Source organism: Nocardia sp. NPDC051321 (assembly GCF_044455225.1).
Lineage (GTDB): Bacteria > Actinomycetota > Actinomycetes > Mycobacteriales > Mycobacteriaceae > Nocardia.
The window spans coordinates 450,105-473,293 of record NZ_JBITEM010000008.1 but is presented as its reverse complement, the minus strand read 5'-3'; the positions used below and the strand labels follow the sequence as shown (position 1 = coordinate 473,293).

General features: G+C 64.9%; 21 protein-coding genes and 1 pseudogene. 8 read left to right on the top strand and 14 right to left on the bottom strand.

Translation table 11 applies throughout. The features are described 5' to 3' along the window. Positions 1–93: 93 nt before the first annotated feature. From ACIA8C_RS21805 to ACIA8C_RS21760, 10 genes are all read right to left on the bottom strand, one after another. Complete coding sequence (locus ACIA8C_RS21805; RefSeq protein ID WP_397137380.1) at positions 94–864, bottom strand: DeoR/GlpR family DNA-binding transcription regulator; 771 nt, start codon at positions 862–864, stop codon at positions 94–96. 41 nt (positions 865–905) lie between these two features. Then, entirely contained in the window at positions 906–2,207 is a 1,302-nt protein-coding gene (locus tag ACIA8C_RS21800; RefSeq protein ID WP_397137378.1) for an alpha-glucosidase/alpha-galactosidase, read from the bottom strand. Next, positions 2,200–3,138, bottom strand: coding sequence for a carbohydrate kinase family protein (locus ACIA8C_RS21795; RefSeq protein WP_397137376.1), 939 nt, complete (start codon positions 3,136–3,138; stop codon positions 2,200–2,202). The genes ACIA8C_RS21800 and ACIA8C_RS21795 overlap by 8 nt, the downstream gene beginning before the upstream one ends. Next, positions 3,135–4,010 (bottom strand): carbohydrate ABC transporter permease, encoded by an 876-nt coding sequence (locus ACIA8C_RS21790; RefSeq protein WP_397137374.1) that lies wholly within the window; start codon positions 4,008–4,010, stop codon positions 3,135–3,137. Before ACIA8C_RS21790 ends, ACIA8C_RS21795 begins: the two co-directional genes overlap by 4 nt. Then, complete coding sequence (locus ACIA8C_RS21785; RefSeq protein WP_397137372.1) at positions 4,007–4,933, bottom strand: carbohydrate ABC transporter permease; 927 nt, start codon at positions 4,931–4,933, stop codon at positions 4,007–4,009. The genes ACIA8C_RS21790 and ACIA8C_RS21785 overlap by 4 nt, the downstream gene beginning before the upstream one ends. 8 nt (positions 4,934–4,941) lie before the next feature. Next, the gene (locus ACIA8C_RS21780) at positions 4,942–6,240 is read right to left on the bottom strand and encodes an extracellular solute-binding protein (protein WP_397137370.1); all 1,299 of its coding nucleotides are present in this window, start codon (positions 6,238–6,240) and stop codon (positions 4,942–4,944) included. Further along, the gene (locus ACIA8C_RS21775) at positions 6,237–7,058 is read right to left on the bottom strand and encodes an endo alpha-1,4 polygalactosaminidase (RefSeq protein ID WP_397137368.1); all 822 of its coding nucleotides are present in this window, start codon (positions 7,056–7,058) and stop codon (positions 6,237–6,239) included. Before ACIA8C_RS21775 ends, ACIA8C_RS21780 begins: the two co-directional genes overlap by 4 nt. Before the next feature lie 241 nt (positions 7,059–7,299). Continuing rightward, on the bottom strand, positions 7,300–7,737 hold the full coding sequence (locus ACIA8C_RS21770) for a helix-turn-helix domain-containing protein (protein WP_397137366.1): 438 nt from the start codon (positions 7,735–7,737) through the stop codon (positions 7,300–7,302). A 302-nt stretch (positions 7,738–8,039) separates the two neighbouring features. Further along, positions 8,040–8,777 carry a MerR family transcriptional regulator gene (locus tag ACIA8C_RS21765; protein ID WP_397137364.1) on the bottom strand — a complete coding sequence of 246 codons (738 nt, stop codon included), beginning with the start codon at positions 8,775–8,777 and terminating at the stop codon, positions 8,040–8,042. Between the two features lie 82 nt (positions 8,778–8,859). Continuing rightward, positions 8,860–9,750 (bottom strand): helix-turn-helix domain-containing protein, encoded by an 891-nt coding sequence (locus tag ACIA8C_RS21760; protein ID WP_397137362.1) that lies wholly within the window; start codon positions 9,748–9,750, stop codon positions 8,860–8,862. Between the two features lie 358 nt (positions 9,751–10,108). Here ACIA8C_RS21760 and ACIA8C_RS21755 point away from each other — a divergent pair. From ACIA8C_RS21755 to ACIA8C_RS21745, 3 genes and pseudogenes are all read left to right on the top strand, one after another. Next, positions 10,109–10,961: pseudogene (locus ACIA8C_RS21755) on the top strand (dioxygenase). Between the two features lie 136 nt (positions 10,962–11,097). After that, complete coding sequence (locus ACIA8C_RS21750; RefSeq protein ID WP_397137360.1) at positions 11,098–11,631, top strand: GNAT family N-acetyltransferase; 534 nt, start codon at positions 11,098–11,100, stop codon at positions 11,629–11,631. Between the two features lie 376 nt (positions 11,632–12,007). Further along, positions 12,008–12,655, top strand: a complete 648-nt coding sequence (locus ACIA8C_RS21745; RefSeq protein WP_397137358.1) for a TetR/AcrR family transcriptional regulator — start codon at positions 12,008–12,010, stop codon at positions 12,653–12,655. A gap of 2 nt (positions 12,656–12,657) precedes the next feature. On the opposite strand, the gene ACIA8C_RS21740 is transcribed toward ACIA8C_RS21745, so the two are convergent. Further along, positions 12,658–13,410, bottom strand: coding sequence for an SGNH/GDSL hydrolase family protein (locus ACIA8C_RS21740; RefSeq protein ID WP_397137356.1), 753 nt, complete (start codon positions 13,408–13,410; stop codon positions 12,658–12,660). A gap of 101 nt (positions 13,411–13,511) precedes the next feature. On the opposite strand from ACIA8C_RS21740, the gene ACIA8C_RS21735 reads away from it, so the two are divergent. The 3 genes from ACIA8C_RS21735 to ACIA8C_RS21725 are packed head-to-tail and all read left to right on the top strand — an operon-like array spanning position 13,512 to position 16,065. Beyond that, positions 13,512–14,186: a response regulator gene (locus ACIA8C_RS21735; RefSeq protein ID WP_397137354.1), complete on the top strand. Its 675-nt coding sequence runs from the start codon at positions 13,512–13,514 to the stop codon at positions 14,184–14,186. After that, positions 14,183–15,595, top strand: coding sequence for an ATP-binding protein (locus ACIA8C_RS21730; RefSeq protein WP_397137352.1), 1,413 nt, complete (start codon positions 14,183–14,185; stop codon positions 15,593–15,595). Before ACIA8C_RS21735 ends, ACIA8C_RS21730 begins: the two co-directional genes overlap by 4 nt. A gap of 20 nt (positions 15,596–15,615) precedes the next feature. Continuing rightward, complete coding sequence (locus ACIA8C_RS21725; RefSeq protein WP_397137350.1) at positions 15,616–16,065, top strand: hypothetical protein; 450 nt, start codon at positions 15,616–15,618, stop codon at positions 16,063–16,065. On the opposite strand, the gene ACIA8C_RS21720 is transcribed toward ACIA8C_RS21725, so the two are convergent. From ACIA8C_RS21720 to ACIA8C_RS21710, 3 genes are all read right to left on the bottom strand, one after another. Next, a complete protein-coding gene (locus ACIA8C_RS21720; protein WP_397137348.1) occupies positions 16,066–17,979 on the bottom strand; it encodes an LLM class flavin-dependent oxidoreductase in 1,914 nt (637 codons plus the stop codon). 12 nt (positions 17,980–17,991) lie between these two features. Further along, entirely contained in the window at positions 17,992–19,218 is a 1,227-nt protein-coding gene (locus ACIA8C_RS21715; protein WP_397137346.1) for an NAD(P)/FAD-dependent oxidoreductase, read from the bottom strand. 316 nt (positions 19,219–19,534) lie between these two features. Then, positions 19,535–19,993 carry a cupin domain-containing protein gene (locus ACIA8C_RS21710; RefSeq protein WP_397137344.1) on the bottom strand — a complete coding sequence of 153 codons (459 nt, stop codon included), beginning with the start codon at positions 19,991–19,993 and terminating at the stop codon, positions 19,535–19,537. 440 nt (positions 19,994–20,433) lie between these two features. Here ACIA8C_RS21710 and ACIA8C_RS21705 point away from each other — a divergent pair, with 440 nt between their 5' ends. Beyond that, positions 20,434–21,768, top strand: a complete 1,335-nt coding sequence (locus ACIA8C_RS21705; RefSeq protein WP_397137342.1) for an NAD(P)/FAD-dependent oxidoreductase — start codon at positions 20,434–20,436, stop codon at positions 21,766–21,768. 250 nt (positions 21,769–22,018) lie between these two features. Then, positions 22,019–23,134 carry a serine hydrolase domain-containing protein gene (locus tag ACIA8C_RS21700; protein WP_397137340.1) on the top strand — a complete coding sequence of 372 codons (1,116 nt, stop codon included), beginning with the start codon at positions 22,019–22,021 and terminating at the stop codon, positions 23,132–23,134. Positions 23,135–23,189 lie beyond the last annotated feature (55 nt).

Here is a 23,189-nt window from a genome sequence, read left to right as displayed (position 1 = left end):
TGGAATCGCGGCGTGCACTACGGGCCGTCGAACCAGTCCAAGATGATGCGTGCGAACTCGACGGAGCTGGCCCAGGTCGCGGAACAGCCGCGGCTACACCACGTACACAGCGACGCCTATGTCCACGAAGCGGCGGAGCAGGTCTGCAGGTGCGGCACGGTCGGTGATGAGATCGTGGACTGCACTCGCCGGGCAGATCAACGCCTCGGCTTCGGCGACGAGTTTGGGGCTGGCGGCGACGATGACGACTCGGCGAGCCCGAGTCGTCATCAGTCTGCCGATGCTGGATTCGGCTGCACAGCGCGTTCGCGCCCCGATCTCGACGCCGAACGCATCGACTCCGAGTATCGCCAGATCGAGGTCCACGTGGCGCAGGGTGTCGCCGGTGACCGATCCGGTCAACTCCATCGAGTCCGGCAGTGCCATCCCACCGGTCACCACAAGTTTCACTCCCCCGCAGACCGTCGGCTCTCCGGCCACGGCGATGGCGTTGGTGACGATAGTGACGCGACGACGGTCCTCGGGCATCCGCGACGCCCTGCTCGCGATCGCGCGGGCAACCTCGAGGGTCGTGGTACCGCCGTTGAGACCCACGGTGGCACCGGCCGCGACCATGTCCGCGGCCGCCTGAGCAATGCGCTGCTTACTCGAACTCTGGCCGCTGCCTACATCCTGGAGTGCGCCCGAACGGTCGACCGCCCCACCGTGTGTGCGCCACACGAGTCCGCGTTCGTGCAGGCAATTGAGGTCTCGGCGGATCGTGATAGTGGAGACACCCAACCTTTTGGCGGTGTCGTCGACATCGGCATGCCCTTGCGAGGTGATGAGCTCGAGCAGCGTGATCAGGCGCGCGTGCCGGTTCATTTGTGGGACCGCCTTTCCGAAGCCTGCGGAGTAGTCCGAGTTCAGGGCACCAATGTGCCGCGCAACGAGGGTTGCAGCAGACCGGAGTGAGCCTGGACCATCTCATCGCACAGGGCCCAGATCTGCTCCCCCGTCAACGTCGCCGCGGTGGCTGGATCCACCATCGCCGCGTGCCGGATGTGGCGGGGTTCGTTGTCAACCGCGGCGGACACGACCAGTTCCGTCATGCTCAGGTAGGCCCGGTTCAAGGCCGCCAATTGCGGCGGAAGTGCGCCTATCGGTTGGGGGTGCACGCCTGATCCGTCGACGACGCAGGGAACTTCGACGATGCCGTCGGGCAGGTTGGTGATCAGGCCGCGGTTCGGGACATTGCCGTACACGGTTCGAGGTGTGTCGCTGACGATGCTGTGGATGATCTGGGGTGCGTATTCCATCGTGTTCTGCACCTCCAGCGGTTTTCCTTCGGCCAGCAAACGCCGGGTGAGTTCGTATACCGCGACGTTCTCGGCCACGATGCCGAGGTACTCACCAACAGGTATCCGCAGCCGCTGCACTTCACTGCCATGGCGCAGATACCAGGGCACATATTCAGCCGAGTGCTCGCTGGTCTCGGTCGGGTAGTAACCCAGCCGCCGGTACATGTCGACGCGCACGCGGCGACGCAGTTCTGGATCATTCTCGATCAATGCATCGAGGCGGTCGTACAGGTTCTCCCCGGCACGGGTGAATTCCAGCACCCAAGCCTGATGGTTCACCCCGGCCGCACGGTAGGACACCTCCTCGAACGGCACATCGACCAGCTCCGCGAGTCCCCGCATGGTCCAGTACACCGAATGGCACACCCCGATAACGCGGGTCAGACCGGTGACCTCGCGCAGGTACTGCACGTTCATCACCATCGGGTTGGTGTAGTTCAGCAACCACGCTTGCGGGCACACCTGCGCGATGTCCGCGCCGAGCGCCTTCAGGAAAGGAAACGTACGCAGGCCACGGAAGATGCCGCCGATCCCGAGGGTGTCACCGATCGTCTGGCGCAAGCCGTAGCGGGCCGGGATGTCGAAGTCGATTTCGGTGGCCGCGCCCATGCCGATCTGGACAGTGTTGATGACGAAATCGGCGCCGTCCAGCGCGGTACGCCGGTTGGTATGCGCGGTGATGTTCGGGGCGGCGCCGCGGGCCTCGGCGATGAATTTCGCGGCCGCCTCGGCAGTTTCGAGCCGTTCCTGGTCGATGTCGTGCAACGCGATATGCGCTTGCTGTAGCTCGGGAAATGCCAGCAGATCCGCCAGCAATCCCTGAGTGAACTCGACGCTACCCGCGCCGACGAATGCAATCTTAGTCATGGATTCTTTCCATTCCGTGGCACGTCGCCATCGCTTCGTCCCAGGTCGGTTGAGTGGTCGTGCCGCCGATGCCGCGCGTGGATAGTGCCCCGCAGATCGCCGCGATCTCGAGCGCCCGCTGTGCCGTGCTGCCTGCGAGGGTTGCGGCGACGAAGCCCGCGTCGAAGCTGTCGCCGGCGCCGACACTGTCCACTGCTATTACAGGTATTCCTTTGGTACGCAACAGATTCCGGCCGTCGTAGGACAGCGCTCCGGCGGCACCGTCCTTCACCACCACGGTCGGGCCGTGCCCGGCAAGTGCGATGGCCGCGGCTTCGACGGTGTCCGCGCCGGCCAACCGCATGGCTTCGGCGGCATTGGGCAAAAGAAAATCGACCTCGGAGTACATTCCCGGCACCTGCCACCGCCCGGCCGGATCGTCGTTGGTGTCGAGGGACGTGGTGTGTCCCAGCGACCGGACTTCGGCGAACAGAGCCGGAAGCTGGGCAGCCAGTGCGGGCATCAGGAAGTACGACGCGGCATGGACGTGCCGGCAGCTCCGCAGTAGCGCGCGCGGCACATCGGCCGTGGTGGTCGCCGACAGCGTCCCGGGCGCGGTGACGATCGCCCGGTCGTCGTCACGGGTGACCACCACCGTGAGCGGAGTCGCCAGCCCGGGGTCGGTGATCAGGCCCGAGGTGTCCACCCCGTGCGCGTCAAGGGAATCTCGCACAAATCGCCCGCTCTCGTCCGCCCCTACGCGGCCGGCGAAAGCGACGGTCAGTCCGAGGCGAGCGGCGCCGCAGGCCATGATCGCCCCAGAGCCGCCCAGTGTGAGCACCCCGGAGGACGCAAGCTGTTCTCGCTGACCGAATTCCAGCGGTTCAGCCAGCGGTCCGACGATCACGTCGGGGTTGGCATCCCCGATGACCAGCAGGTCGATCATGGTCATCCTTTCAGCCCACTACCGGCTACGGACTCGATGAACGCCTTCTGCGCACCGAGGAACGCCAGCAGCACGGGCGCCACGGTGATCACGTTGCCCGCCATCACCGCAGACCAGTGCGTCTGATGCTGTCCGTGGAAGGTCGTCATGCCCAGTTGCAGGGTGTAGGTGCTGTCGTGGTTGATGGCGATCAATGGCCAGGTCAGGTCGTTCCACGTGGTCAGGAAGGTCAGCACGGCGACGGTGCTCAGCGCCGGGCGCGAGAGTGGCAGCACGATTTGCCACAACACGCGCAACGTCGAACAGCCATCGATCCACGCTGCCTCTTCCAGCTCACGGGGCAGCGACAGGAAAAACTGCCGCATCAAGAACACCGCGAACGGCGTGACCAGGGCCGGCACGATCAGCGCGCCGAGGGTGTCGATGAGGCCAAGCCATTTCATCACGATGAATGTCGGAATCATCGTGAGCTGGAACGGTACGACCAGCGTCGCCAGCATCATCACCAGCATCGTTCGCGACCCGAGGAAACGCATCCGAGCGAACGCATATCCGCCTAGCGTTCCAAAGACGAGATTCGAGACGACCGCGGTACCTGAGACGATCAGCGAGTTGACGAACCAGGTCGGGAACTTGGCGTTCGACAACACGAACCGGTAGCCGTCGAGATGAACCCCCGAGGGCCACAGCGTTGGCGGGAACTTGTTGATCTCCGCGTCGGTCATCACCGAGCTGAGCGTCAACCAGATCAGCGGCACCGCGAAGAGCAGCGCTAACGGAGCCAGCAGCAAGTGCCACGCACTGAACGGCAGCCGGAGCCGACGAGCAGCAGCACCGTTGGACGGCAATCGAATACGACTGTGCGCGTGGGCGATCACCGCAAATTCCCTTCCGTCGAGCGGCGACGCGCCATGAGCCGTCGTGCCAGGCCTAGTCCGAACAGGGCAACCGCGAGGACATAGGCCGCCGCGGCACCGTAGCCCGCAGTGAAGTTACGGAAAGCCTGCTGCCAGATGAAGAAGACGATCAAGGTCGTCGCGCCGAGCGGGCCTCCTTTGGTCGATACATACACCAGGTCGAACACCTGCAGCGCGGTGATCGTCTGCCACACCAGCAGGAACATCGTCACCGGCATTACCGTGGGAAAAATAATGTGCCGCAGCAGGTTCCAGCGACCGGCGCCATCGAGACGCGCGGCCTCGAGCAAGGTCTGCGGCACATCCTGCAGCGCGGCCAGATACACCACGACGCAAAACCCCGACCCGCTCCACAAGGTAATCGCGATCAGGACGAACAGTGCCTGTGCAGGGTCGGTGAGGAAGCCCTGCGGAGACAGCCCCACGCGGTGCAGCAACGAATTCGCCACACCGACCTGCGGGTCGAGCATGAAGGAGAACAACACGCCCTGAGCGGTCGCCGACACGACGAACGGCACGAAGAACAGCGTCCGATACAGGCTTACCAGCCGCAGGCGTCGATTGAGCGCCAGCGCCAGAGCCAGCCCGAGGGCGATGCTCAGCGGCACGAACAACACCGTATAGATCAGCGTATTCCGTACAGCCTGACCGAAATTCGGATCCTGGAACAGAGCGCTGTAGTTGTCCATCCCGACCCAGCGACTGGGGGTGACCAAGTCGTTGGCTTGAAACGACAACAGCATCGACCAGATCACCGGAATCATGCTCAAGCCGAGAATGACCAGAACAGACGGCGAGATGAACAGCCATGCGGTCCTCGACTCGCGCCGACGTCGGCGCATATCCTGCGGCGGCGGTGTCAGGGCAATAGGAACGGGCGACACGGGACTCCTCAACGGGGAATATGCAAAGCGGCATCGGCCTCGCGGCGACAACGCCGCAATGCCTCCGCTGGACTACGTCGGCCGTACAGAACAGACACAATTGCCTGGCCCAACGCCTGAGAGACCTGTGGATAGGCCGGATGCACCGGACGGGCTCGCGAATACGCCAAGGCGCGGCTGAACACATCGAGGCCCCTGATGTCTTCGACCTGATGCTGCCATTCGGGCAGCGCCTGCGCCGGCCGGCTGAGCGGCAGGCTGCCTGCCCTGATATCCCAGCGCACGTCCTGCTGAGGATCGTTGAGCCAATTGACGAATGTCCGTGCCGCGTGCACCCGGGCCGTGCCGTTGTCGAACAGTGTCCAGGTGTCCGGACCCGAAATCGTCATCGGTTCCCCGCTGAAGCTAGGCATCGGGACAACGGTGAAGTCCACCTTCGCGTCGATGATCTCGGCCAGCTGCCACTGTCCGGTGACCACCATGCCCATCAGCCCCGACTTGAACACCTGATACATCTGTTCGGTACCCGGTTTGGCGTCGATATAGACGCTCGTATCCCGGGCGAGATCGGCAACCACCTGTAGCGCGCGCTCGCCGACGTCGGCGAACCCGACGGTCTTGCCGTCGGCAGCGATCACCTCTCCGCCCAGATCCCACACCATCGGCCAGAGCCGCCACGTGGTGTCCTCGTCGCCTACGCCGGGCCAGCCGGTCCCGAAGGTCCCGCGGTCGGCATCGGTCAGCTTGCGGGCGATATCGGTGAAGTCTTTCCACGACCACCCCGTAACCGGCAGCGCGACACCAGCATTGGCGAATACCGCGTTGTTGCAGACCACCGCAAGGGAATCGGTCAAAGCGGGAGCGGCACGCACCCGGCCATTGAGGGTCACCGCGGTCTGCACCGGCTTCCAGAGGTCGTTCCATCCGGGCAATGCGTCGGTGAGGTCGACGACGTTCGGGCTGCGGGCGATGCTGGCCAGGTCCGAACCGAATATGTAAGCGATGTCAGGGAAGGCCCCGGAAGCCAAGGCCGCCAGCACCTTTTGCAGCATTTCGTCGGCGACCACGCCACCGCCGCCCAGGTCGATCCGGATGCTCGGATATGCCCGTTCGAAATCGGCGACCAGTTCTTCGACCACCACACGGTTTCGTTCGTTCTGCCCGTGCCAGAGCTGGATCGTCACCCGACCGTCCGGCCCGACACCGCCTTTGGATCCGCCACTACACGCCGCCGAAACCATGCCAAGCGCGATCACGGCGCCGCCGCGAAGTGCAGTGCGACGATTCAGCGTGGTCACCGAATTCACTTGCGGCAGGTTTCGCGGACATATTCGCCACTATTGGGCGCGGTCACCATCTTGTCGCGCCGCACAATACTCAGCCGGTCCTTGAAATTTGCGCATGCATTCGCCAGACCTTCGGCAGTGTATTCGATGACGACCACATGATCATTGAAAGCCGCCGCGTATTTGTCGCACTCACCGTGCTGCCCACATTCTTCGGCGACGGCGAAGTCGAGGCCGTTCTTTCGGGCGGCGCCGAGTAGATCGGAGGTGTTCTTCTGCGCGATCGCCAATCCCTTATCGTGCGCGTGCGCCGACAGCAGCTGAATGAACAGCTGCGCCTCGTTCGTGGAGAACAGACCTTGCGACCGTTCGTAGCTGTCGTAATTGTCGGGTTCGACACCCTGGAAACCCTTCGCGGCGCACATATCGATCCAGCCGTTGACCTTGTCGGCGATGCGCTTGCGCTTACCATCCTCGCGCAGATCCAGGATCGCCTCGCCCTTCCATCCCCCATCCTCGATAACGTCACCGTTCTCGTTGCGCAGCAGGAGATCTGGATCCCACTGTCCCTGGGCGCCTGGTTGGGTTTGGAATGCGTTCACATAGCAGATGTTGTAAACGCCGGGCACCGGCTCCGTGGTGTAGTCACGCGAAATCACGCTGACGCCGGGCGGCGGGGTGTACGGCGCGCCGATTTGGTAATCGAATTCGGCATGCGGCGTCGGAAGTACCACGGGTGGTGCAGCGGATGCCGGCCCGGCCGAAGCGAGGAGGACGATCGATACGCAAGCGATAGCCAAGGCAGTTGCAGCCGATTTCCGAACACGATTGATGCTCATCTTGAGTCCCACTGACTACTGCGGGTGGCGACCCCGCCTCGGACGGAATCAGAATCCGTCCTGGCGACTGGGGCCGGGCTCAGGTTGTTCACCGATTACCGGCTGGGCGCACCTCGGGCGTCGAATACTGCTCGACGCCCTTGGAGTCAAACAAAAATTTCCGCGTGCGTCAAGAAGCCGCAGAATCTGATTCGAAGATCGATCAAAACCGATCATCCAACCACCGTGCACTATCAGAACTTCACGCCGTCCTCGCTGGCTTACCTGACGGTTGCCAGCGTGACGGGCGGACGCCGGTCTCGCGGACGAAGACCGCGGAAAGGTGTGCAGCGCTGTAGAATCCGCACAGTTGTGCTGCCCGGACGACCGTGACGCCCCGTTCCAGCAGTCGTTTGACCTCAGCGATGCGCAGCAGGGTGAGATAGCGGTGCGGTGTGTGGCCGGTGGCTCGCTTGAACATTCGCAAGAAGTGGTAGGGGCTGAATCGTGCCACAACGGCCAGCTCCGCGAGAGTCACGGTCCGCTCCATCTGATCCTGCATGTACACCACCGCCCGCAGCACAGAGCTTCCGGCTTCTCCGGGGACGAGTTCGAGGTCACGGGTAAGCAGCTCGATGAGTGCGATGCCGTCGGATCCGCCGCTCAGCGCGTGCTGCCTTGAACTAGCTGACCTGCACATCCGATTCCTTCCTGCTTCGTCCGGTCTTGCGGCCGCCACTCCGTTTCCGCCGCTCCCACCGGTGACTATTACGGCGTGACCAGCACAATCCCTGCCCGGAAATACGCGTCGATCCAACGAGCCCACGCATGCGGATGCGTCCAGGTGCGCCTATCCATTTCACGTATCGACAACCGGGCGTCAGCCACGCTCACCGCCTCGCATGACAGTCAAAACCATGCCGCCGCGACATGGTCAAATCGCGTCAACAGCTGACAGCCACCAGGGATCCAAGATCAGAGCGACTCCAGCAGTACTGCCTGTCAAACGGGTTCGGTCGCGAGCAGGTTCACGGTTCGACGGAGAACCGCCAGTTGAGCGGGGGTGTAGAGCTGGGTCAAGGCCAGGCCGATCGTTTCCAGGGCGACCCTCGCGCCTCGCGGCGCCCCGACGGTGAGATCCACCAGATCCGGGTGGCTATCGCGGATTGTGCGGACGAGTTGGGCGAGCCGGTGGGCCAGGTCGTGCCGGGCGTGTTCGTCGAGTTCGGCGGGCAAACCGTCGAATTCGGTCACCGCGGGATGCGCGAAGTAGGTCCACAGCAGGTCGGCGCAGGCATCGAGGCTCGCGGGGCTGAGCACGCAGCTCAGCACGACGGCCAAGGCGCGGTCAGCGTCGGACAGGTTCACCGCGACGGCGGCCGCGGCCAGTCGCGGTGGGAGGTCGGTGGGCGAGGCTTGACGCAGCGACAGTGCCAGTTCGGTACGGATGCGTTGGAGCCGGCCGATGGTCGCGGCGAGTTCGGTGTCCAGGGCACGTAGCGCTTGGGCAGGATGCTCGGTGGCCTCGCCCATTTCGGCGATTCGGGCGAGTGAGAAGCCCAGATCCGCAAGGCGTTTGATTCGGAGCAAGCGCACCAGGTGGGCGACGCCGTAGCATTTGTAGCCATTGGCTCGTCGCTCGGGCTCGTCCAGCAGTCCGATTTCGTGGTAGTGCCGTACCGCCCGCACACTGGTGCCAGCGAGTTCGGCGAGTTCGCGTGTGCTCCAAGCCATAACCATCCCTCCTCGCGAACGGCGTCCCCCGAAGGCACCGTAGGCGCTGGCTATCCCCTGGCCGATGCTCCAGATTCCGGTCTTCGGGTCAATAATTGCGGAACGCGGAGGGTCGCGTCCCGGTGTGCCGCAGGAAGGCCGCCGACAGCGCACTGGCGTCGGCAAAGCCACACCTCGCCGCGATCTGGCCGAGTGTCAGATCGGTATCGCGCAACAGCCGTTTCGCCTCGTCGATGCGTAACCGGCTGAGGTACCGGTACGGTGTCGTCCCGGTCGCCGCCTTGAAGACCTGCAGGAAGTGGCGGGCGCTGAGGTGCACTTCATCGGCGATATCGGCCAAGGTGATCGAATCGGCCAGCCGCTCGCGCATCATCGCCATGGCCGCACGTACGCGTGCATCCTCACGCGTCGGCGATTGATCGACCGGCAATCGCGTATGGCGGGTGAGCAAGTGCACGGTCAACAAGACCGCAGCCGCCTCGGCATACAGGTCGTCAACCCCGCCTGTGCCGCCGAGCGCCAGGACGGTCTCCTCGATCAGCGGGTCCCCTGCGGACAACGACGCGGCCATGGCGTCGAAATCCACCGCGCAGTTACCCAGTTGCGCCGCAACCGAATCCACGGTGCCCCGCGGAATATGGACCACCACACTGCGCATCGCACCTTCCCCCCGATAACGACGAAATACGGGCCGATCCGGGATCCCCAATTCCAGCCGGCCCCGCGCCCACACGCAGCGCCGCTCCCGGCCAGCACTGCGCGTCTCTATTACGGCCCGCCCCGCGACCGGCACCACCAGATGCAAATCCGCCGTCCCCGGCCATTCCATATCTTCGACCACGGGGACATGCTCGAGCCGCTGCACGAGCAGCGATCGCCAGCCGGAATCCTCCCAACTGCAATACGTCTGCCGAACGTAGCGAGTCATATCGAAATCGGCCACCGGCCGCGTATCGAAACGCGCGGAGTCGAACACCATGAGAGCGAGATTATCGACAGCAACAAAACATCACAGAGCGCCCCGTCAGCAGTCGCGCTGAACGCGGTCATTTCACCAGTCCGTGAATCGTCCGGACGAGGATAGGTCGGACCGGCTCGGCATGGTGCAACGTCGTTCTCCGTGCTCACTGCGACGACCTGGGTAGAGATTCGAGCGAGATTCTCCTCGCGACCGGGATGCTTGACCATGCCGCTACGGCACGGCCGACACTGTCGGTCGAGTCGACGGAGACCGTGCCGAGTGCGGCAGCACAAGGCACCCGATCTCGCCGCAGCCCAACCAGGCACTGGCTGCCGTCGCAAATTCCTCTCCCGGTAACGGTCCTCAGGAGCACATTATGACCACCTCCCCAGCGTCACCCACTGCCGCCGGGTCCGGCGCGAACGCCACTGCTGTTTTCCGTGCCAGCGTCGCCCGGAGCGGTCCCGCCCACGCCGACCGGCAGCGGGTCAGCACCGTCGTGCAAGCCCTCGTCGACGCCGTCCGGGGTGTGATCCGCGACCACGAGGTCACCTACCCGGAGTTCCGGAGGGCCGAGCAATGGATGATGGACCTCGGCGAGGGCGGAGAATGGCCGCTGTTCCTCGATGTGTTCGTCGAGCACGAGGTCGAGAAGGTTGCCGAACGCACGCAGCACGGCACCAAAGGCACCATCGAGGGCCCCTACTACCTGCCCGGCCAGAAACACCTGCCCGCGTCGGCTACCCTCCCGCAGCGTGACGACGAGAAGGGTGAACACCCTCGTCCTCACCGGCCAGGTCCGCGCCCTCGACGGAACCCCGCTCGGCGGCGCCGAAGTGGACATCTGGCAGGCCGACGCCGACGGTTACTACTCCGGCTTCGCCCCGCACATCCCCGACGGAAACCTCCGTGGCGTGATCACCACCGACGAGCAGGGCCGGTTCGAGATCACCACCGTCCGGCCCGCGCCGTACCAGATCCCCACCGACGGCCCAACCGGCGCACTCCTCACCGCCGCGGGCTGGCATTCCTGGCGCCCGGCCCACCTGCACCTGATCGTCTGCGCTACCGGACACCGGCAGATCACCACCCAGCTGTACTTCCAGGGTGGCGACTGGCTCGACTCCGATGTCGCGAGCGCCACCAAGGACGAGCTCATCCTCGTCACTGTTCGTCTAGGCGACGGCCTGTTGTGCGCCAGTTACGATTTCGACCTCGAACCCGTCTGACTCGTGGCCAGCATGCACGCCATTCTTTCGTGAGAAGTCCCGCGTCGGCAAACTCCAGGAATCACCCAACCGACGACAGCTCAGAGTCGACGCCCCCGCCGCATTGTCCATCCGCACGACCGATTAGGAATTGCTCATGGCCGCACAGTCGCCGAACCAGACAGATCTATCCCCCGACGCCCTGTCGAACGTACTTCCTGACTCCACACTGTCCACTTTCACCGCCGACGATCTCGCCGAACTCGTTGTCCTGCAACGATGCTGCTGGGTCCCCGAGGCAGTGCTCAACGACATGCTCGACCTCCCCCCGCTGCACGAAACCCACGACGAGGTACTGGCGTGGGCGACCACATCGACGACTCTGGTCGTGCGACAACACCGACGTCTGGTCGCCGCGGTACGCGGCCAGGTCGAAGGCAGCGATTGGCACGTCGGCCGACTCATGGTCGCGCCCGACCTCACCGGCCGGGGAATCGGTCGCCAGCTGCTGCACCTGATCGAAACTCTCGCACCCCCGCACATCGAACAATTCATCCTGTTCACCGGCGCCCGCAGCGAACGCAACATCCGCATGTATCAGAACGCGGGCTACCGGCTCCTCCCCACACCGGACCCCCTCCCGCCCAACCACATCAGCGGTGCCGTGCACATGGTGAAACTCCGCCTATGAGGCGCCGGGTCGGGCTTACGCGGCGGCTCCGCCCGGCGGCCCGCCAGCTGGCGAGAGTGCTGGTCAGGACGCGCGCCGATGGGCCGCCGGGGAGGGCATGCGAGACGGTCGCGTACCGCTCATGGCGGCGGTCAGGATGACTCCGAGCAGGGTTGTCCGCCTGCCGCGGCCAGCGGCACCGGGGGCGGACTGCGCGTCCGGCGCATCGGAAGGGTGGTTGTCGGTCACTGTTGTTCATTCCTTGTCACTGAGCCGATCAGACTTCGATAATAGCCGATTACTTAAGTTATAGCCTATAATAAGATTCGGTTTGAGGCAATCATCGAAGTGATAGCCTCTAACGTTGCTAGTGGACAGCGAGGCAAAGGGGGCAGTCGTGACGAACACGCCGGTAAAGAGTCCACGCGAGCGCTACCGCGTGCAGATGCAGGCAGAGATCAAGCAGTGCGCCTGGGAACAGATAACTACCGACGGTCCGTCCGCGCTGTCGCTCAAGGCGATCGCCAAGCGCATGGGCATGAGCGGGCCCGCCCTGTACCGGTACTACGCCAGCCGCGACGAGTTGATCACCGCGCTCATTCGCGATTCCTATCGGAGCCTGGCCGACACCCTCCGCACGGCCCGAGACTCCGGCGCGGACGTGGTCGGACTCGCCGACGCCGCGCGGGAATGGGCGCTGGCCGACCCTCAACGATACTTTCTCACCTACGGCACGCCGATCCCCGGCTATCGTGCCCCCGACGACACCGTTTCGATTGCCCAGGAGATCATGGCGGTGTTGATCGAGGCATTCGCCGCGCAGCCCATCGACGAGCAGGCGACACCGTTCGACGCCAACCTCGAACACCATCGCCATTGGGCCCCAGACGATTCCATACCGGTCACCACCGTGCACCGCGCCCTGTCGTTCTGGACCCGAACCCACGGTGTGCTGTCCCTCGAACTCGCCGGCCACTTCACCGGAATGGAGTTCGACGCCGCGCTCCTGTATGCCGACGAATTGAACAGCCTTGCGCCACGCTGAATTCAGCAACCTTTGAAGCGGTTGTCGCCGGACCAACCCGTGTTGGCCCAGATCTGCGGTGACGCGGGGGTGAAACCGGGGAACAACTCGGCGAGTTCGTGAAGCAGCCAGCTGGCGAAGCGGGCCGCGCCCTGCGGGCAGGTGTGGATCCCATCGCTGCTGCGGTCCGGCTTGCCGTCCCGGATTTGCTGGTAGCTGCTGCCCCATACGCTGTCGGCGTCGAGCATGGCGGCTTGCGCAGGCGATTGCGCCGCGACCGCTCGGGCCGCGTTCGGAGCCTGGTCCAGCTCGGCGGTGTGGGGCTGGTAGAACTCGTCGGGTTTGATCGGTGGCATGGTGACGAAGACCAGTCTCGCACCAACGGTGGTGGCCGTCCCCAAAAGCTTGCCGTAGGCGGCCTGCTGATCCTGCCGGCTGCCCCAGTCGAAGGTGGTGAGCTGGTAGATGATCACAGTGGGCTTTGCCGCGGCGATCTGGTCGGGTAGCTTCTTCCAGTTCTCCTCGGAGAACGGGCCTACCACATTTCCACCGCCGTCGGCGGCAAGGGATTGGAATTCGGTCTTGCCCGCCTCGAACGCCGCGCGCAGTGCAATCGCCTCCCCTGCGGCGACCGAGTCGCCGAGAAACAGCACCTTCGACACCCCGGGGGCGGCCGGTGCGCCGGGAGAGGTTGCGCTGGTGGTGCTTTGGTCGGCACACGCGGCCGTCAGCAGGAGCGTCGCGGTCACGGCGGCGACGCGGGATGCGTTGATCATGGCTTCGACGGTGCCGCCGTTTCATCCCGACCCCGTCGCCGCCGTGTCGCAAGTTTGTCGCAGAGTTCACCAGGACTTGCGGACTGCCCAATACTGAAGCGGTGGCTGCGATTCTGCTCATCGAAGACGATCCCATGGTGCGGCGCGGCCTGCAGCTCGCGCTGCGCAGGCACGGCCACGATGTGCACACCGCCGACACCGGCGAGGACGGGTTGAGCGAATTGCGGACAGGTGTCACGGATTTGGTTGTCCTCGACGTGATGCTGCCAGGCATCGACGGCTTCGAGGTATGCCGTCGCATCCGGGCCGATAGCGACGTAGCGGTGATCATGCTCACCGCGCTCGGCGACGATTTCGATATCGTCGGCGGTCTGCAGGCGGGCGCGGACGACTACGTGATCAAGCCGGTCCAACCGACCGTGCTGGACGCGCGGATCCGTGCGGTGTTACGCCGCAGCGTGGGTGCCTCCGACGAAGTGCGAACGCACGGCGAATTGCGCATCGACACTGTCGCATTGACGGTGACGGTGCGCGGGCAGCCAGTGATGTTGACACCCACCGAGTTACGGTTGCTGATGACTCTGTCCCGCGCTCCGGGACGGGTGTTCAGCCGACAGCAGCTCCTGGAAGAGGTGTGGGAGCACGACTACCTCGGTGACACCCGGTTGGTCGACAACTGCGTGCAGCGTTTGCGGGCGAAGATCGAGACCGATTCGGCGACGCCACATTACGTGCAAACAGTGCGCGGATTCGGTTATCGGTTCCGTTCGGCATGATCCGACGGCTGTGGCCCGGCGGGTTACGTTCCCGGCTGTTGATCGCCTTCGTGCTGGTGACAGTGGTCGGTGCCGCCGCGGCGGCCTGGGCCAGCGCCGCACAAGCGAGTGCCGCGCTGGTCGCCGGCACCCAGCAGCGCTTCATCGAGACTGTCGCCGGCCGAATAGAGGCGCTGGCACCACAACTGACCTACCCGCCGGACCAGGACACCTTGGACAGACTCCGTGCGGCCCTCGGCCCGGACACGCTGGTGACATACCAGAATTCGCGATCCACCGACAGCGCGAACACCGCGCTGGCCGCCGACACCCTGCACAGCGCAGTACGGACCCGAAATCGGCTTGTCGCACAGCGTATCTCCGCGGACGGCACGCGCTGGCTGCTGGTCGGCATGCCGATCATGATCACCGGACCGGACGGAACCCGCGCCGGCTCCGGCATCGAGGTGTATGCGATGCACGACCTCAGTGACGTCCAACGGCAGGTCGACGCGCTCACCCGGTCCGCGGTCGCTACCGCCGCGGCGGCCCTGCCGCTGTCGATCCTGCTGGCCCTGTTGGCCGCGGGCAGTGTGCTGCGGCCGGTGCGCAGGCTACGCGACACCGCGCAGCGCCTGGCCGCCGGTGACCTGGACGCGCGATCGCCCCCGCAGGGAGCCGACGAATTGGCCGAGCTGACCGGCACGATCAACGAGATGGCCGAGTCGGTTCAGACGTCAGTGGCCGCGATGCAGCAGATGCAGGCCGACGCACGCAGATTCGTGGCCGATGTCTCCCACGAGCTGCGCACCCCACTGACCACGCTGACGGCAGTGGTGGAGGTATGGGCGGCCGCAGCCGAGGAAATGGCGCCCGATGACCGCGAGTCCGCGCAGATGGCGGTCGCGGCCACCCATCGACTGGTCCGGTTGGTAGAGGATCTCATGGAGGTGTCCCGGTTCGACGCGGGCACGGCGCATCTGCGGGTAGAGCAGACCGACGTGGCCCAGGCCGTGCGCGACTGCCTGCGAGCCCGGGGTTGGCTGAATCGAGTGCAGTTGCTGGCGCAGAACCGGATCCGAGTACCTCTGGACCGACGTCGGCTCGACGTCATCGTGGCCAACCTGGTCGGTAACGCGCTCGAACACGGCGAACCCCCTGTGCAACTACACATCACGGGATCTCCGCAACAGGTGTGGATCGAGGTCACCGACCACGGACCGGGCCTGCCCGAGCAGGTAGTGCCACACGTGTTCAACCGCTTCTACAAAGCCGACGCCGCCCGCACCCGCACCCTGGGCAGCGGGCTCGGGCTGGCGATCGCCCGCGAGAACGCCCGTTTGCACGGCGGCGACCTCACCGCGGGCAATCGCACCGGCGGTGGTGCACGGTTCCTCCTGCACCTGCCACGAAATCGGGAGAACACGTGAGGCGAATCTGCTCGGCAGTTTTGGTTTTGCTGGCCGCGGGCTGTGGAGTGCAGCCGTCCGAGGTGATGGATGCGGGACAGGCGCCGACGGGCGTGGCGCCCGGGGTGACGCTGTATTTCCTGGACGACCACGATCGACTTCGACCGCAACTGCGGCAGTCGGGGCAGCTGGGCACGCTCGCCGAGGCGATGTCACTGCTGTTGACCGGGCCCGGCCCCACCGATCTGCACACCGCCCTTCCCACCGACACCGAGACCAGGGTCCCCGTGCAAACCACGCCCGAGCTGATCCGGTTGTGGGTGCCATGGACGATCGATGACCTCACCCCGCTGGCCATCGATCAGATCGTCTGCACCGCACTGGGAGTGCAGGTGCAGGCAGGCGGGTCCACCAGCACTCGCGTGCAGGTGCGGTTCACCCTGCCCACTCCGGAATCGGACAAACAACGAACCTGCCCGCCGATCCGATGATCATCCGAGCTCGGTGATATCGATGGTGACCGGAGCGGGATCGGGGACCATGAGCCAAAGCACCGCAAGACCGATCGTGAGCACTGCGAACGCCATCAGCCCAGCGCGCCCCCGAGCCCAGCGTGCGCGGAATCGAATGGGGTCCTCCACCAGATACTTCGACAATGCCGCCAGCACGACCGTCACGGCACAGACAGCGATCGTCTCGCTCCACGCCATCGGTACGGGCCGATGTGGGAACAGCAGCACGAGAACCGGCCAGTGCCACAGGTACAGGCTGTAGGAAATCAAGCCCAGCCACCGCAGTGGTTGCCAGGCCAGAATTTTGGCGACCACTGTGTTCGACTCCCGAACACAAGATCCGATCAGCACGGCACAAGCGAGCGAATGTATGAAGAGCCCGCCGGTATACAGCCACAACGAGTTCACCCCATTCGCGAGCGCCCACATCGCGCCGATCCCTAGCGCCCCCACCACCAGAATCGCACCGGTCCACTCACCCGACATTCGGGCCAGCGCGGCACGCACCGGTTCCGTCGCTACCAACGCGCCGAGCAACAGTGCGAACGCGCGGGTGTCGGTGCCGGTATAGACCCGCGTCGGATCCGCCGGATCGGCCAGCCAGATCATCACAGCCAGTGCGGCCGCCGAGCCGAGCGCCGCACCGAGCGCAACCGCTCGGTGCGGCCGCCGTATCCAGCGAGCCGATATCAGCACCAGCACAGGCCACACGAGGTAGAACTGCTCCTCGATCGCGATACTCCACAGATGCTCGAACACTCTTACGGAACCGAAACGATCCCAGTAACCAGCCGACTCCGCGAGCAGATGCCAGTTGATCAGGTTCAGCTGTACCCACGGGCCGTCCGATAGCGTCGTCCGCACCGTATCCACCGGACCTACCGCCCACACCAGCAGCGTGATGACCACCAACATCGTCGCCAGCGCGGGCAGCAGTCGGCGAATCCGCCTGCCCCAGAACGCGATCAGCGATACCGTGCCACTCACGGCGATCTCCCGCAACAGCAGATCTGTGATCAGGTAACCGGACAACACGAAGAACAGATCCACGCCGAGGAAACCTCCGGAAAGGTGACCGGTGTGGAACAACAGCACCCCGAGTATCGCAAGACCCCGCAAACCGTCCAACGCAGGCAGATGCGATCCTCGCGTACTGTCCCGAACATCCCGCGATGACCGAACCCGCGTCATGACATGCACTCTGCCGCACCAGTGTCGAAACGGCGTCTCCATCATGTCGCAGCCGTGTCCCAGCCGATCATGACTGCCGCGGCCGCTACTCACCGCTCCCCGCGCCCGGTGCCGGGCGGCGCCCCGCCTCAACTTCGACCGATTCAGGCGGCCAGCTCCGCGAGCAAGGCGCGTGTGCGTGTGGCGACCGGCCAGCTCGAGCATCTGCGGGCCCAGCGCACCCACCAGCACCGGTATCCGCTCCTCCCCCATCGCATCCAGCGCAAGGTTGGCACGGATCGTTTCGCCGGTGTAAGACACCGCCTGTCCGTCCAACAACGGCGAAAGCACCGACAGGTACTCCCTCAGGTGCCTCACCGGTCTGGCGTAGTCGTAGCCGTACATCTGCTCGACAACGAACTTGCCCGACACCCCTACACCTAGACTCAGCCGCCCCGGCCCGACCGCAAGCGCGGTGGTGCGGGCTTGTTGCGCGAGTACGCCGGGATGGCGCGGATAGGTGGGCACGACCCCGACGCCCAGCCGGATTCCCGGAACTTGGCTGCCGCCCACCGCGAGTGCGGTCAGCGCGTCCATGCCGAACATCTGTGGCAGCCAAGCGGATTCGAAACCCTCCTCGACGGCTTGTCGCAGATCGTCGACGAACCGCGACATTCCGTCCGGCCCGGTCTGTTGGTAGTCGAGCGTAATGCCGATGCGCACGGCAGATTCCTCCTAGCGGGATTCGGTGGGAAACAGACGATCGGCGGCGGGCATGCCTGCCGCCTCGTACAGGGCTTGCAGGTTGTCGCGAGCGAAGAATTCGGTGCTTTTCATACCGCCGCCGCTCAGGGTGAGGTACTGGTTCCGTCCCAGTTCACTGCGGCTGGCAGCCTTGACCACGGCCGATTGGAGGGGCGCAGGTTTCATTTGCGCGAGCGTGCAGGTGCGTTGGAAGGTGTCGGTGGTGCGTTCGTCGCGGAGTCGTTCGTACTCTCGCAGCGCCTTATCGATGGGTTGCGCGCCGGACAGGCCCGCATGCAGTCTGTCGGCAAGCAGTTCGCTGTAGACCAGCGCGTCGGAGATACCCCACCCGGTCAGGGGATCAATGTGGTAACCGGCGTCGCCGACCAGCGCCCAGCCGGGGCCTGCGGAGCGACGGTAGTAGTTGTCCGGATAGCGAAGTGTGCGAAACGGTTCGGCGCGCTCGGCGTCGCGTAGCTGGGCGCCGTACTCGGGCAGGACCTGATCGATTACCTGCTGGAAGTTGCCTGCCACATCGGCGCGGAATTCCGGGTACCGGTCGAGCAGACGCACGACAGAGACCATGTGCCTGCCGTCGTTGGTGGGCCAACTGCCGAACGCCTGCGGCTCGGATCCGGCCCTGATTTGTGGCTCCCAGTCCAGCCCGTCGTAATAGGTGTAGGAGCAAAAAGTGGAAGCCGGTACCACTCGGTGGTATTCAGCGCCGACGAGTTCCGCCACGGTGGAATTGCGGCCGTCCGCGCCGACGACGAAGGACGCACGAAATTGCTGCTCGCCGGTGTCGCCGGAAGAGCCTCGGACACCGACGACCCGTCCGTCGTCCCAGATCAGGTCCGTGACGGTGAACCTCTCGATCACTTCGGCGCCGGCGGCGCGCGCGGCATCGACCAGCAGCTCGTCGAGCACGGTCCGACGTGGCGCGTAGGTCTCGGTGACGCCCTCGATCTCGGCGAATCCGCGCAGTGTCGGCGAGAAGTTCAATCGGCGCAGCGGCGGTACGCCGGTGGCCACGAGTTTGTCCAGCAGACCCCAATCGCGCAGCCGAGCGATTCCCAGCTGCTGGATGTAGTGCGTGGAGAGAGTGTCGCTGGGAAAAGCATTCCGGTCGACCACCAGCACCCGGTGCCCGCGGCGGGCGAGCAGCATGGCCAATGGTGAACCAGCACAGCGCGCGCCGACCACGATGACGTCGTACATGAAAATTCGACTCCTGTCGTTCCTGTCCCGAAAGACACTGTCTGGTATGCCGTGGGGGCACCGTCAAGACGCGCACTGGATAACTCGACTTGATGGGTTCCCCGGCGTCGATGCGGTGGCCACTGCGCGAACAGACGCTTGGCCCCGAAACCGGGGGCACGTAGTCGATTTCTATTTTGGGGCGAGCGCACCCCCACATTCGGTATTAGAGCCGCACCCTGACACTGCATTCGCCAGCGGCCGGATAGGAGAACCCAGCGACACCGCGGATGCGGTCGCCTATCTGGAGACCGCTTCCTCATTCTTGCTGTCGCCCTCAGGCTTTCGTCGTGCCGGGCTCGTTATTGACGCCCGTCGAATCCAGCTCGGCCGGGGTCATTCCGGGCGGGCCGAGTATAACGTCGCCGAATTCGTCGGTCACCGCTTGGAATGAAGCCATATCCCATTCGGTCTCCGGCGTCGCCAAGTGCGCAGGTGTGCCACTCCGGCTGATGAGTTCGGCGAACTTACCGGGATTGGTCAGATTGATCGCACGTGCACCATCAGGGCCGGCATTGATGGTGTGCGGAGTATTCTTCGCAATCGCGTAGAAGTCGCCCGGCCCCAGTGTGAACGTGTCCGGCCCCGCCCACACGGTCAGCGCACCGGAGATCACCCAAAGCCGCTCCTCGTAGCGCGTATGCAGATGCAACGGAGTCCACGCTCCGCCGGGCAACGTGACATCACTCAGGTCGAATTGGCCACCGGATTCCTCGGCCGAGATGAGGATGGACAAGCGAAGATGCTGACCGAGGGCGAATTGACGGTCCTGCGATACCGGGGGCGGAGCGGGGTACTGATTCATGGTGACTCCTGGTCGTCGTGGAAACCTCTTGCGGGAGTGCACACCATGCCGCGACGGCGTGGTCAAGCCAGGCCAACTTGATGAGATGTTTCCATCCCCCATCACGCCACAGACCGCCACCACCCGGCCGAATCACCGGCGCGCCCACCGGGTGCCGATTCGTTCCGGCCGAGTAGATGGCTTATCCAGCTGTTCGGCCGGGCCCCGAAACCTTTGTTCCGCAATACCGTTGCGTACGACCAGTTGGTTTTGCGCGGCTCACACGCCAGGGCGTACGACAACCCGGCGTCGCCGTGACGCCCTTTCGACAGGCTGCTGGTCACCGCTACGAACGGAACGGAAACCGAGCTCGAATGGCCAGTGATGCCTCAATGATCAAAACTACCGAGAGCGCCGTGGTGATCGGCGCCAGTATCGCGGGACTGGCTGCCGCGCGCGCACTTTCGGAGACCTACGCGAAGGTCACCGTCGTGGAGCGGGACGTGCTCCCGGGCGGCGCCGAGCACCGGCGTGCCGTACCGCAGGACAAGCACGTGCATTCCTTGCTCGCAGGGGGTTCGGTCACGCTCGAGACGCTGTTTCCCGGCTTCGGCGACGATATGGTGGCCGCGGGTGCGTTCGCGTTCCGGTCCGGTGTCGATTGGTATCTCGACGGGCACCGGATCCAGGCTCTGCCGCAGCGGGGACGTGGCGTGGTGTCGAGCCGCCCGCTTCTCGAATCGGTACTGCGGAAACGTGTTGCCGCCCTGCCGAATGTCACCATCGTCGACAACTGTGACGTGCTGAACCCGCTGGCGTCGGTGGACCGGCGCCGTGTCACCGGTGTGCGTGTCGCGTCGCGCGCGCCCGGCGCCACACCCACCGAGCTGGCGGCCGATCTCGTGGTGGATGCGAGCGGCCGCGCGTCACGGTCGGCTATCTGGCTGGCCGAGTTGGGTTTCCAGGCGCCGCGGGAAACGAAGATGACCGTCGACACGACGTATGTGACGCGATCGTATCGACGCGAGCCGCACCACTTGGACGGCAGGCCGGGCACGATCATCAGCCCGTTCCCCGGCTCCCCCCGTGGCGGATTCCTGCTCGCCCAGGAGCACGACGAGTTCATCCTCACGATCGGCGGCCTCTTCGGCGAACAACCACCGATGGACGACGACACCCTTTTGACTTTCGCCGAGTCGCTCCCCAGCAAGGATTTCCCGGAATTCCTGCGCACCGCGACGCGTATCACCGATCCGGTGAAGATGCGCTACCCGGCCAGTGTCCGCCGCCATTACGAAGAACTCGACGAATTCCCGGCCGGATATTTGGTCGTCGGCGACGCGGTGTGCAGCTTCAACCCGGTGTACGGGCATGGGATGACGATCGCCGCCGTTTCGGCCGCGCTCCTGCGCGATCTGCTCGAAGCCGGCCCCGACGATGTGGCGCAGCGGTTCTTTCGCGCGGTCGCCGGCCCGGTCGACGCCGCCTGGACGCTCGCGACCAGGTCGGATATGCGCTTCACCGCCTCCGGTGTCACGCCGACCCTCGAGAGCAGACTGCTCGACCGCTACATCACACGCCTGGCCCGCGCGGCGGCGACCGACGAAGTGGTCGCCGCCGCGGTCATCAGCGTGCTCCAGCTGACCGAAACCCCGGACACGATCCTCGCTCCCGCAGTGCTGGGACGAGTGTTGCGGCATATGAGCAACGCCGCTCGGGTCGGCTGAGCCGTAACTTCTTCTGGCGCTACAACATCGGCACCGCCCGGCCATCGCGCCGGGCTTGCCGATCAGCGCTTCGAGATAACGACTCCTCGGTGACCGTATGGCGGGCACACCACAGCAGATCGCCGACAGCGTACGCGAATGCCGAGAGCTACGGCATTGCTCGAACGGCTCGAGGCCAACGTCATCCCGGCAGGTGGCGGCGACGCAAACCTTCTTGCGTGCCGTTGGAATGTGTTGGAGGTAAAGAGAATTGAAGTGGCCCATCGCCGTGGCGGCAGTCTTAGTGCTGGCCGTACCCGCTGGCATCGGTGCGTGTGCCTCCGGCGGCATACCGAAATCACCCACACGTCTGCAGGCACTGCTGGATCAGCTCGTGCGCGACGCCGGTGTTCCCGGAGCGCAGTTGGTGCTCACCAGCGACGGCCATGACGTCCAACTCACCAGCGGTGTCGCCGACACGACCACCGGAGCCGTCTTCCCCGACGCCGCCCGCGCGCGGATCGCGAGCAATACCAAGACATTCGTCGCCTCGGTCGTGCTGCAACTGGTCGCGGAGAACCGCGTGGAACTCGACGCTCCCGTGGCGCGCTATCTCCCCGGCATCGTCACCGGACCCGGCGGCGACGGCAATCGGGTGACCGTCCGAAATCTGTTGCAGCACAGCAGTGGAATCCCGGATTATCTCTCGCGAATGGATCTCGACTCCGTCGAAGCACTCACGCAATCCCACTCGATCAGCGACCTGATCCGGCTCGGTCTGGATCAACCCACCGCGTTCTCCCCCGGCACCAGTTTCGAGTACTCCAACACCAACTACCTGCTGGCCGGACAACTGATCGAACGGGTGACCGGCGTGGCAGTCGATGTCGAAGTGGCCCAACGGATCATCGGCCCGTTGGGACTGCACGACACCTACTGGCCGCAGTACCCGATCGACAGTGTCATCCGCGGCCCCCACCCGCGGGCCTATCTCGAGGCCGACGGGGGGCGCGTGGACATCACCGATATCGACCCCAACGGTGGTCTGCCCGACGGGGCCATGGTTTCCACTGGCCGCGACCTGAACCGCTTCTTCATCGCACTATTGTCTGGAACGGTCGTACCCCCAGCGCAACTGGCCGAGATGCAACGTACGGTTGCCGACCCACACTCACCGGACCGGATCGGATTAGGGCTGTTCGGCCGCACCACCGTCTCCGGTGTCCAAACCTGGGGCCACGGTGGGAGCATCCCCGGCTTCTACACCGCCAACGGCGCTACCCGCGCCCGCGCGGTGACGATCATCCTGAATCAGCTTCCCACCGAGTCGGGTCCGGGCATCGACGATGTCATCGCCGCCCTCGTCGACGAGGCCATGCGTCCGTAACTCGAAGAAGATCCAGTAGTCCTGGAGCCGCTGCGGTATTTCCGTCTGCGGGTAG

Coding starts and splice junctions, on each gene's coding strand:
- ACIA8C_RS21740 (WP_397137356.1), bottom strand. CDS start 13,410: ATGATCAACGCATCCCGCGTCGCCGCCGTGACCGCGACGCTCCTGCTG.
- ACIA8C_RS21705 (WP_397137342.1), top strand. CDS start 20,434: ATGATCAAAACTACCGAGAGCGCCGTGGTGATCGGCGCCAGTATCGCG.
- ACIA8C_RS21775 (WP_397137368.1), bottom strand. CDS start 7,058: ATGAGCATCAATCGTGTTCGGAAATCGGCTGCAACTGCCTTGGCTATC.
- ACIA8C_RS21770 (WP_397137366.1), bottom strand. CDS start 7,737: ATGTGCAGGTCAGCTAGTTCAAGGCAGCACGCGCTGAGCGGCGGATCC.
- ACIA8C_RS21750 (WP_397137360.1), top strand. CDS start 11,098: ATGGCCGCACAGTCGCCGAACCAGACAGATCTATCCCCCGACGCCCTG.
- ACIA8C_RS21795 (WP_397137376.1), bottom strand. CDS start 3,138: ATGACCATGATCGACCTGCTGGTCATCGGGGATGCCAACCCCGACGTG.
- ACIA8C_RS21805 (WP_397137380.1), bottom strand. CDS start 864: ATGAACCGGCACGCGCGCCTGATCACGCTGCTCGAGCTCATCACCTCG.
- ACIA8C_RS21760 (WP_397137362.1), bottom strand. CDS start 9,750: ATGGTGTTCGACTCCGCGCGTTTCGATACGCGGCCGGTGGCCGATTTC.
- ACIA8C_RS21730 (WP_397137352.1), top strand. CDS start 14,183: ATGATCCGACGGCTGTGGCCCGGCGGGTTACGTTCCCGGCTGTTGATC.
- ACIA8C_RS21765 (WP_397137364.1), bottom strand. CDS start 8,777: ATGGTTATGGCTTGGAGCACACGCGAACTCGCCGAACTCGCTGGCACC.
- ACIA8C_RS21715 (WP_397137346.1), bottom strand. CDS start 19,218: ATGTACGACGTCATCGTGGTCGGCGCGCGCTGTGCTGGTTCACCATTG.
- ACIA8C_RS21800 (WP_397137378.1), bottom strand. CDS start 2,207: ATGACTAAGATTGCATTCGTCGGCGCGGGTAGCGTCGAGTTCACTCAG.